This is a genomic window from Streptomyces sp. NPDC030862 (assembly GCF_055571835.1).
This window is the reverse complement of the sequence record NZ_JBVIEN010000004.1, coordinates 37,662-47,565: the sequence shown is the minus strand read 5'-3', so window position 1 is coordinate 47,565 and position 9,904 is coordinate 37,662. Positions and strand designations below refer to the sequence as shown.

Below are 9,904 nucleotides of genomic sequence, written 5' to 3'. Positions count from 1 at the left end.
TCTCCCCCCCCCCCCCCCCCCCCCCCCCCCCCCCCCCCCCCCCCCCCCCCCCCCCCCCCCCCCCCCGCCCTCCCCCCCCCCCCCCCCCGCTGCTGTGGTGGTGCCGGTCTGCCGGCGGCGGCCCGTGTGCGTCAGGCCGCGTCGCGCCAGGTCGGGGCGGGGGCCGCGGCCCAGGAGGTGGCCGCCCTGCGGCGGGCCGCCGACGGGAGCCAGGGGGCTCCGTTGCGGCGGCGGGCGCCGTCGCGTTCCCGGGCCTCGCGGGCCGCCTCCTCCGCACGGGCCGCCAGCACCGCCGACAGGACCGCCGCCACCGCGGCCACCTCCTCGGCGGTGGGCGACCCGCCCGTGATGCGCCACACCTGGCTCGTGGCCTCCTCCGGCAGATCACTCACCGCGCTCACCGCTCGTACCGCCATGGTTCCTCCTCGGGCCGGGCCGGTCGTCCGGCGTCACTGGGGCTGGTTGCCGTGCTTGCGCGTGGGCAGCGGCGCGTGCTTGTCGCGCAGCATGGCCAGCGCGCCGATGAGCGCGGAACGAGTGTCGGCGGGGTCGATGACGTCGTCGACCAGACCGCGCTCCGCGGCGTAGTAGGGGTGCATGAGCTCCCGGCGGTACTCCTCGATACGGGCCGCGCGGGTGGCGTCGGGGTCGTCGGACGCGGCGATCTCGCGGCGGAACACCACGTTGGCCGCGCCCTCGGCGCCCATCACGGCGATCTCGTTGGTCGGCCAGGCCAGCGCGATGTCCGTACCGATGGAGCGGGAGTCCATCACGATGTAGGCGCCGCCGTACGCCTTGCGCAGCACCAGGGAGATGCGCGGCACGGTGGCGTTGCAGTACGCGTACAGCAGCTTGGCGCCGTGCCGGATGACGCCGCCGTGCTCCTGGTCGACGCCGGGCAGGAAGCCGGGCACGTCGACGAGGCTCACCAGCGGGATGTTGAAGGCGTCGCACATCTGGACGAAGCGCGCGGCCTTCTCCGAGGACTCGATGTCGAGGACGCCGGCCAGCGTCTGCGGCTGGTTGGCGACGATGCCGACGACCTGGCCGCCGAGCCGCGCGAGCGCGCAGATGATGTTGGGCGCCCAGCGTCCGTGCACCTCGAAGTAGTCGCCGTGGTCGACGATCTCCTCGATGACGGCGTGCATGTCGTAGGCCCGGTTCGGGTCGGCGGGCACGAGGTCGAGCAGCGACTCGTTGCGCCGGTCCGCGGGGTCGTCGGCCAGCTCCGACGGGGGCAGCTCCCGGTTGTTGGACGGCAGGTACGACAGCAGGTGGCGCACGTCCTCCAGGCACTGCTCCTCGTCGTCGTACGCGAAGTGGGCCACACCGGAGGTGCCGGCGTGGACGTCGGCGCCGCCCAGGTCGTCCTGGGTGATCTGCTCGCCGGTCACCGCCTGCACCACGTCGGGGCCGGTGATGAACATCTGCGAGGTGCCGCGCACCATGAAGACGAAGTCGGTGAGCGCCGGGGAGTACGCGGCGCCGCCCGCGCAGGGGCCCATGATGACGCTGATCTGCGGGATGACACCGGAGTTGCGGACGTTGCGCTGGAAGATGCCGCCGTAGCCGGCGAGGGCGGTGACGCCCTCCTGGATACGGGCGCCCGCGCCGTCGCAGAGGCCGATGATGGGGGCGCCGGCCTTCTCCGCGAGGTCCATCAGCTTGTGGATCTTCTGGGCGTGCGCCTCGCCGAGCGCGCCGCCGAAGATGCGGAAGTCGTGGGCGTACGCGAAGACGGTGCGGCCGTCGATCCGGCCCCAGCCGGTCACCACGCCGTCGCTGTAGGGCTTCTTCGCCTCCAGGCCGAAGCCCGTGGCGCGGTGCCGGCGGAACGGCTCGGTCTCGGTGAACGTGCCCTTGTCGAACAGCAGCTCCAGCCGCTCGCGGACGGTGAGCTTGCCCTTCTTCTTCTGCGCCTCGGTGGCCTGCGCGCTGGGGCCGGCCAGCACCTGCTCGCGCAGGTCCGCCAGCTCCGCCACCCGCCCGGCCATCGACGCGGGCGAGGGGCTGGGCGGCCGTTCCTCAAGGATGCTCATGCCTGTCCTTTCCAGATGCGGGGGAAGGTGGTTCTCGTCGATGCGCCGGGCGGCGCGGAACACCGTGCACCGGGCGTGCGCCACGGCATACCACTCATAGTGGGAAATTCCGCTACAGGTCTTCTTGAGGTTGCCTTGAACCGCCGTCCGGCCCCACGTGGCGGGGGCGACCGTGCGAGGCGGCCGCGCCCCGCCCGGTGAGCGCCGGGTGCCGGGCGGGGGCGGCCGCTCCCCCGGCGCGTCAGGCGCGCCAGGCTCCGGCCGCCGCAGCGTCGGCCACGTAGGCGGCGAAGGCGCGCGGCTCGCGGCCGAGGGCCTCGCGGACGCCGTCCGACACCTTCCGCTCGAAGCCCTGGGCGATGGGGTGCATGGCCGCGGCCCACAGCTCCGCGTCCGGCTTGGCGACACCCTGCCCGACCAGCTCGGCGACGAACTCGTCGGCGGTGAGCGGCGTGTAGCGGACGGTACGGCCGCCGGCCTCCCGGATCAGTTCGAGGACCTCGGCGAGGGTCACGGGCGCGGGCCCGGACAGCTCGTACGTACGGCCGGCGTGGCCCTTCTCGGTGAGGGCGGCGACGGCGACGGCGGCGATGTCCTCGACGTCGACCCAGCTGGCGGCGCCGTCACCGGCGGGGAGGCGCAACTCCCCGGCCAGGACGCCGTCGTTGAAGAAGCCCTCGCTGAAGTTCTGGGCGAACCAGCCGGGCCGCAGCACCGTCCAGTCCAGGCCGCTGCTCCGGACGGCGGCCTCACCGGCGAGGAAGTCCTCGCTGGTCTCGGCGGCGGAGCCGTAGTAGCCGGGGGTGTCCACGCCGCGCGCGGACAGCAGGACGAGGCGCTCCACCCCGGCGCGGGCCGCCGCCTCGACGAACGCGCCGGTCCTGTTGGCGCCGTCGAGCTGGACGATGTACACGCCGCGGACGCCGTCGAGGGCGGGGCCCCAGGTGGACTCGTCCAGCCAGTCGAAGCGGTGCTCGGCGTTGCGGGACGCGGAGCGCACCGGCACGCCGCGCTCGGTGAGCTGCCGTACGACGCGGCTTCCGGTCTTTCCGGTGCCGCCGATCACGAGAACGGGTTCGTAGGTCATGGCCGGAGACTAATTCCGCGATCGCGCACGCAGACCGGGCAATGGGCCGGGAATGGGCGGCGGGTGAGGGCACCGGAGGACGATCGCATTCGCGGCCCTGGCATCAGAGGTCGCCACGGTCGAGAGAATTGGGAGTTCCCTGCATGACTGCCCTCACGAACAAGACGGCTTTGGTCACCGGCGGCAGCCGGGGCATCGGGCGTGCCATCGCCAAGCGGCTGGCGAAGGAGGGCGCGCTGGTCGCGCTGACCTACTCGAGCGACGAGGCCGCCGCCAAGGAGACGGTGAACGCGATCGAGGCCGCCGGCGGCCGCGCCTTCGCCTTCCGCGCGGAGCTCGGTGTCCCGGGTGACGCCGCCGCCCTGTGGGCGGAGTTCGACGCCACCATCGGTCAGCACTCCGACACGCCCGGCCTGGACATCCTGGTGAACAACGCGGGCGTCGCCGGCCCGGGCCTCATCCACGAGGTCTCCGAGGAGGACTACGACCGGGTGTTCGCGGTCAACGCCAAGGCCCCGTTCTTCATCATCCAGAAGGGCCTGGAGCGGCTGCGTGACGGCGGCCGCATCATCAACATCTCCTCGGGTGTCACCAAGGTGGCCTTCCCGGGCATGACCTCCTACGCGGCCACCAAGGGCGCCCTGGAGGTCCTGACGCTGACGCTGGCCCAGACCCTGGGCTCCCGCGGCATCACCGTCAACGCGGTGTCCCCGGGCACCATCGAGACGGACATCCACCCGTGGATGGCCGACCCGGCCGCCAAGGCCCACGCCGCCGGCTTCTCGGTGTTCAACCGGGTCGGCCAGCCCGAGGACGTCGCCGACGTGGTGACCTTCCTCGCCTCGGACGACGCCCGCTGGGTGACCGGCCAGAACATCGACGCGAGCGGGGGTTCCGGCCTGGGCATCTGACCGGTTCGGCACAGAGGGGCCTTCTTCCGTCCCGCACGCGGAAGCCAGCCGCCCCCTCCCCCTCGCAGAGAGGGGAGGGGGCGGCTCCTTCGTATGCCCCTTCCCGTGTGCGAGGGGCCCGCGGGCGGCCGGTGAACGCCGGAGCGGGCCTCCGGTCGCCGAGGGTTCGCCTCGTCGTCCGAAGGCCCGCTCTGTCAGCCGGAGGCCGTGGGGTCAGGGCTTGATGCCGAGCGCGTGGCGGAAGAGGTTGTGGGGGTCCCAGGTGCGCTTGGCCGTCTGGAGGCGGCTGTAGCCGTCCTTGAAGTAGAGCGTGCCCCAGTGGACGCCGGAGGTGTTGAGCGCCGGGTCGGCCAGGTCGGAGTCGGCGTAGTTGATGAACGCGCCGTCGTTGACGCCGCCGGGCCTCGGGACGCCGCCGGTCGCGGCGTGGACGTCCCGGTAGAACTCCCGTACCCAGGCGATGTTCTGGGCGTCCTCGGCCTCGGTGGCCCACAGGTCGATGAAGAGCATCTTGATGATGGAGTCGCGCTGGGCGGTGGCCGTGGCGCTGGACGCGAGCTGGTTGGCCCTGGCGCCGTAACCGGCGATCTCCACGAGGGCGGCCGGGTTGTTGTAGTCGGTGCGGTTCAGGTGCTTCCAGAACGCCTTGAGCTGGGCCGCGGGGAACGGCTTGCGCAGGTAGGCGGACTTGGCCTTGAAGCGGCCCTTGCCCTCGAAGCCGCTGCCGCCGAGACCCGGCCAGTTGAGCACGTTGTACAGCCAGTCGACGCGCTTGCGGGTGTCGACGCGGTACGTCAGGCCGGTGCCGGCGACGATCGCGGCGAGGTAGTCGTCCAGGAGCTTGTCGGCGTCCGGCACGGCCGAGTCGATCTGGGTGGTCATCAGGAACTCGCCGGCCGAGCGGTGCCGCGGCTTGATGGCGCTGAAGAGCTTGGCGTACGGAGCGGTGGGCGACTGGTTCGCCGCGTGCCACGCCGAGAAGTTGTAGAGCAGCCTGCTGAACGCGGCCTCGGTCATGCCGGTCCAGGAGAAGGCGACCTCGGAGAGGATCAGCTCCCGGGGGGCCTTGGGCAGGAGCGCGGCCGGGTCGGCGCCGGTCGCGCCCGGGGTACGGAACCAGTAGCGGGTGACGATGCCGTAGTTGCCGCCGCCCGCGCCGGTGTGGGCCCACCACAGCTCGCGGTGGGGGTCGTCCTGGGCACAGGTGGCGACGACCTTGCGGGCCTTGCGGTCGGCGCCGACGACGACGATCTCGATGGCGGCCAGGTGGTCGACGGTGACGCCGTGCGAGCGGGCCAGCGGGCCGTAACCGCCGCCGGGGACGTGACCGCCCACGGCGACGGACGGGCAGGTGCCGCCCGGCAGGGTGACGCCCCAGTTGGTGTAGAGCGTCTCGTAGACGGAGCCGAGCCGGGCGCCGGGCTCGATGGCGAACGCACGGCGCGTGGAGTCGTAGCCGATGGCCGTCATGGCGGAGACGTCGATGAGGACGCGTATCTCCGGGTTGGTGGTGAAGTCCTCGTAGCAGTGGCCGGCGCTGCGCACGGTGAAGCGCAGGCCCTGGTCGAGGGTCTCCTGCACGGCCTGGACGACCTGGTCGGCCGTCTTGGCCACGAGGACGTAGGCCGGCGTGCCGATCCAGCGGCCGTTGGCGCCGGTGACGAGCGAGGCGTAGCGCGGGTCGTCGGGCGTGACCTTGACGAGCGCCTCGCCGGCCACGGCCTCGGCCGGGGTGGGCGTGTCGGCGTACGCCTCGCCCGCCCAGCCGCCGATGGCCGGGAGGGCCAGGGCGGCGGCGCCGCCGGCTACCGCGCTGTTTCGCAGGAACACCCGGCGGGAAAGTCCGGTCATTGCGGGGTACCTCCGTGAGGATGTGATTCCGGGAATTGCGGATTTCGCTGTGGGGGTGTGGGTTCGAACCGCATGGGTACGGAACTCGACAACCACAGCCGTTCCTCACGCGGAGGTGGCGTGGGTTTCATGACGTTCAGCCCCAATGGCGCCGAACGTTATAGGCCAGTTCCCACCGTCGGGTAACCCCTGGCCAATTCCATTTGTGTGGCCCGTTTGAAATGCCGGAACGCCGGCTCGGCCGGCGCCCCGGCGGGCCGTTCACATCGCGCGGGCGCGGGCCGCGCGGCTGTGGGCGAGGACGTCGACGGCGCGCCAGGTGCGCGGCTGTCCTTCCACGGGGGTGTAGGCGACGGCCGACGCGGTGGCCGCGCGGGTGGTGTCGCAGACCTGGATGGTGCCGGCGGGGGCGGTGCTCAGCAGGGCCTGGCAGAGGTCCAGAAGGGCGCCGTTGACGGAGGGCGGCAGGGCCTCCCCCGGGTGGAAGCGGACGAGCGCCTGACCGGTGGCGACCGAGGCTTGCAGGACGACGCCGCGGCGCGGCTGCGGACGGGCCGGGTACGCGCCGGCGCCGCCGGGTGCGGCCAGCGCCTCGCGCAGCGCCGCGGCGGCGCGGACGGCCCGCAGGGCGGCGCCGTCGTCGCTCTCGGCGCGGAAGACACCGAGGGTGACCGGACCTATCGTGGCGACGGGCTCGCCGCCGAACCGTTCGATCTGCCGCTGGGCAGTGGCGCTGGCGCACTCCAGCAGCTCGTCCATGAGCTCTTCGGGGTACGCCGTGAGGCCGCCGCCCGGCAGGGGCCCGGGGACCCGGGTGCGGGCGAGGAGGACGCTCAGGCGCTGACGCTCCGTCACCAGGCCGGTGCCCTGCCCGGGGACCGGGCGACGTGCCGCGACCGGCCGGGCGGCCGGGGCCGTACGGGCCGGGGCGGCGCCGGGGCGCGGACCGTGCGGCGGGGGCACGGCGCGGGCCGGGGCGGGCCGGCCGGGGGCGGGCCGGTCGGTGAGCTGGGCGGGTGGACCGCCGTTGACACGGCCCTGCCGGGCGGCCGCACCCGGGGTGCCGGAAAGGCCCGGGGCGCCGGTCAGGGGGCGGGGCCTGGCGGTGGCCGTGGCGGCGGCCGCGACGGGGCCGGCCGTGGTGGCGGGCCGGGCGACGGTCTGGGCGCCGGGCCGGGTGGCGGGCGGCACGGTCCTGCCGTGGTCCCGGGCGGGCGCGGCGGGTGACACCCTGGTGAGCGGACGGTGCCTCTCCGCCCATGGCGCGGCGCCTCCGTCGGCGGCGCCCGGGCCGGTGCCGAGGGCGGTACCGCTGCCGAACACCGGGACGTCCAGGAGGTCGAGGGCGGGATCCTGGGCGAGGATCGCCTGCTGCAGGCGGCGCAGTTCGTGCCCCGGCTCCAGGCCGAGGTCCTCGATGAGGGTGGCCCGGATGCGGTTGTAGACCCCGAGGGCGTCGGCCTGCCTGCCGCACCGGTACAGGGCGAGCATCAGCTGGCCCGAGCTGCGCTCGCGCAGCGGCTCCGCCTCCACGGTGGCCTCGATCTCGCCGATGACGGCGTAGTGCTGGCCGCAGCTCAGCCGGGCCTCGAAGTAGTCCTCGAGGACGTCGAGGCGGGCGTTCTGCACGGCCGTCAGCTCGGGCCACATGATGCCGATCTCGACGAGGTCGGCGAGGACCGGGCCGCGCCACAGCTCCAGCGCGCGGCACAGCAGGGCCAGGGCCTCGTCCGGGGCGCCGGCGGCCAGCTTGGCGCGGCCCTGCGCGACCCACATGCGGAAGAGGTGGAGGTCGACCCGGTCGGGTTCGACGCAGATCATGTAGCCCGGTACGCGGGTGACGAGTTCCGCGGAGGAGCCCCCGGCCGGGGCGTGTGTCCCCAGCAGGCCCCGCAGGCTCCAGACCGCGTTCTGCAGGATCTTGCGGGCGGTCGCGGGAGCGTTGTCGGCGCCCCAGAGGGCCGACAGGAGGCGGCTGGTGGGGACGACCTGATTGGCCTGGAGCAACAGATAGCCCAGGGTCGCGCGCTGCTTCGTCCCCCCGAGGGGGACCGGTACGTCGTCCGATGTGACTTCGAGCGGTCCCAGCATCCGAAAGCGCATGTCTCCCCCACGTCCGAGCCGATGGGCTCTGCCACTTGACCAGGAGATTACAAACCAGCAGTCCGGTTTGTCAAAGAGACATACACCGACCGACTATGCGGACGACACGCCCCGACGCCGTCGACAGCTCCGCACCACCGCTGACGTAGCACCAAAACAGCAGGCCAGAGGGCCCGGACTGGGAAGAAGTCCGGGCCCTCTGGGAGTGCCGCCGACCGCCGGGAACCGGGAGCCGGGAGGCGAGGTGCTGTGATGGCGAGGTGGCGGTTAGGTGATCTACGCCACCGAAAACCAGACCGGATGGTCTGTTAACGGATCACCGCGTGGCGACGACGGTGCCTCACTGCGGGGCGAGGGCGGCGCCGTCGGTGTCGCGGATGACGGCGCACACGTCCCGCAGCCCCGTCTCCAGCCGGCCGATCTCCTCGTCCGTGAGGTACACGGACGGCTCGAAGCGCAGGGTGCTGACGGCGCTGGACGTCGGGAAGACGCGGACGCGGTGCGCGCGCAGCAGGTGCCCGGCCACGAAGTAGCCGAAGAACCCGCTCAGCGCCACCTGCCGCAGCGGCTCGGCCGCCGCCTCCGACTGGTCGTGGAACTCCAGCCCGAGCATCAGCCCGCGCCCGCGGACGTCCTTGACGACCTCGGGGAAGTCGTCCCGGACGGACCGCAGCATGGCGAGCAGCCGCTCCCCGCGCTCGGCGGCCGTGCGGTAGACGGCCCCGCCGTCCGCCTCCATGAGCTCCAGCACCTTCAGCGCGATGAGGCAGGAGAAGCTGTCCTTGGCGAAGGTCGAGCTGTGGGCCAGCTCGAACTGACCCCGGTACAGCGGCCTGCGGACGAGCATCACCGCGGCCTTGGCGATGCCGCCGCCGAGGCTCTTGGCGAGGGTGTAGTAGTCGCCTTTCAGGCCGAGCCGCGTGGCGGCCAGGAAGGTTCCGGTGCGGCCCATGCCGGTCTGGATCTCGTCGATGACGAGCGGGATGCCGGTCTCGGCGCACACCTGCTGGATCTCCTCCGCGAACGCGGGGGTCAGCTCGTGGATGCCGCCCTCGCCGAGGACCGGCTCCAGCACGAACGCCGTGAACAGCGGGAAGTCCCGCTCGACGAGCTGGACCTCGCCGCCCTCGACCGCCAGGTCGAGGACCGTGGCCCGCTCCTCCTGGACGATCTTGCGCAGCGCCCCCGGCTGGTCGCGGGGCACGAACCGCGTCTGCGCGGCCAGCGCCCGGAACGGCAGCCGGTAGACCTCGTTGTGGGTCAGCTGGACGCTGCCCGCGAGCTTGCCGTGGAAGCCGCCCTCGGGCACCAGGAACAGCGGCTGCCGGGTGAACTGCGCCTCGTTGCGGCGGCGTACCTCGGCGGCCAGCTCCTCCGCGGAGTCGGCGAGCCCGGCGGGCAGGACGGCGGTGCCGTCGGCGACCCGCGCGGTCACCTCCGCGAGGTGCCCGTCGATCTCCTCGGCCAGCGCCGCCACGCGCAGGCCGCGGTCGAGCTCGGCGTGCTTCATGGCCGCCTCGTTCGCCTCGGCGCCGCTGTTGGCGAAGATGGCGTAGTACGACTCGTCGTCGCCGCGCTCCCGCTGGATGATGCGGTTGAGCGCGGCCGCCACGTCGTTGGCGTACGGGTGGCGGGAGAACTGCGCGTGGACGGGGGTCCCGCCGTCGAGCAGTTCCTTGGCGTACGCGTTGATCTCGGGGTGGTTGTGCCCGAGCATCAACGAGCCGTAGCCGCCGACGAAGTCGGTGACGGGGATCTCGTCCCCGTTCTCGCCGCGCAGGTAGAGGGTGTTGCGCTCGCCGCGTACGTACTCGGCGTCGAGGCCTCCGGAGGCGAGTACCTCGAGCAGGAACGGCTCGGCGTACTCCGATCCCGCGGCGTGCGGGGTGGTGTTCTCGGTCATCTGGCGCCCC

7 protein-coding genes are annotated in these 9,904 nt (G+C 73.1%); 1 reads left to right on the top strand and 6 read right to left on the bottom strand.

The genetic code is table 11. The annotated features are described in order from the left end of the window. Window positions 1-131: 131 nt before the first annotated feature. The 3 genes from ACZ42X_RS12100 to ACZ42X_RS12090 form a co-directional block, all read right to left on the bottom strand. The gene (locus ACZ42X_RS12100) at window positions 132-416 is read right to left on the bottom strand and encodes an acyl-CoA carboxylase epsilon subunit (protein WP_361424393.1); all 285 of its coding nucleotides are present in this window, start codon (window positions 414-416) and stop codon (window positions 132-134) included. Between the two features lie 33 nt (window positions 417-449). Then, window positions 450-2,039, bottom strand: a complete 1,590-nt coding sequence (locus tag ACZ42X_RS12095) for an acyl-CoA carboxylase subunit beta (protein ID WP_468287562.1) — start codon at window positions 2,037-2,039, stop codon at window positions 450-452. Between the two features lie 241 nt (window positions 2,040-2,280). Further along, complete coding sequence (locus tag ACZ42X_RS12090) at window positions 2,281-3,126, bottom strand: NAD(P)H-binding protein (RefSeq protein ID WP_468287560.1); 846 nt, start codon at window positions 3,124-3,126, stop codon at window positions 2,281-2,283. Window positions 3,127-3,269: 143 nt separating this feature from the next. Between ACZ42X_RS12090 and ACZ42X_RS12085 the strand changes: the two genes are divergently transcribed. Next, window positions 3,270-4,037 carry an SDR family oxidoreductase gene (locus ACZ42X_RS12085; protein ID WP_468287557.1) on the top strand — a complete coding sequence of 256 codons (768 nt, stop codon included), beginning with the start codon at window positions 3,270-3,272 and terminating at the stop codon, window positions 4,035-4,037. Between the two features lie 213 nt (window positions 4,038-4,250). On the opposite strand, the gene ACZ42X_RS12080 is transcribed toward ACZ42X_RS12085, so the two are convergent. From ACZ42X_RS12080 to ACZ42X_RS12070, 3 genes are all read right to left on the bottom strand, one after another. Further along, on the bottom strand, window positions 4,251-5,888 hold the full coding sequence (locus ACZ42X_RS12080; protein WP_468287554.1) for an FAD-binding oxidoreductase: 1,638 nt from the start codon (window positions 5,886-5,888) through the stop codon (window positions 4,251-4,253). A 261-nt stretch (window positions 5,889-6,149) separates the two neighbouring features. Beyond that, window positions 6,150-7,991, bottom strand: coding sequence for an AfsR/SARP family transcriptional regulator (locus ACZ42X_RS12075; RefSeq protein ID WP_468287551.1), 1,842 nt, complete (start codon window positions 7,989-7,991; stop codon window positions 6,150-6,152). A gap of 340 nt (window positions 7,992-8,331) precedes the next feature. After that, on the bottom strand, window positions 8,332-9,894 hold the full coding sequence (locus ACZ42X_RS12070) for an aspartate aminotransferase family protein (RefSeq protein ID WP_468287548.1): 1,563 nt from the start codon (window positions 9,892-9,894) through the stop codon (window positions 8,332-8,334). Window positions 9,895-9,904: the final 10 nt, after the last annotated feature.

Excerpts from the sequence above, each read along its gene's own strand:
- ACZ42X_RS12100 (WP_361424393.1), bottom strand. The coding sequence starts at position 416 with ATGGCGGTACGAGCGGTGAGCGCGGTGAGTGATCTGCCGGAGGAGGCC.
- ACZ42X_RS12095 (WP_468287562.1), bottom strand. The coding sequence starts at position 2,039 with ATGAGCATCCTTGAGGAACGGCCGCCCAGCCCCTCGCCCGCGTCGATG.
- ACZ42X_RS12090 (WP_468287560.1), bottom strand. The coding sequence starts at position 3,126 with ATGACCTACGAACCCGTTCTCGTGATCGGCGGCACCGGAAAGACCGGA.
- ACZ42X_RS12085 (WP_468287557.1), top strand. The coding sequence starts at position 3,270 with ATGACTGCCCTCACGAACAAGACGGCTTTGGTCACCGGCGGCAGCCGG.
- ACZ42X_RS12080 (WP_468287554.1), bottom strand. The coding sequence starts at position 5,888 with ATGACCGGACTTTCCCGCCGGGTGTTCCTGCGAAACAGCGCGGTAGCC.
- ACZ42X_RS12075 (WP_468287551.1), bottom strand. The coding sequence starts at position 7,991 with ATGCGCTTTCGGATGCTGGGACCGCTCGAAGTCACATCGGACGACGTA.
- ACZ42X_RS12070 (WP_468287548.1), bottom strand. The coding sequence starts at position 9,894 with ATGACCGAGAACACCACCCCGCACGCCGCGGGATCGGAGTACGCCGAG.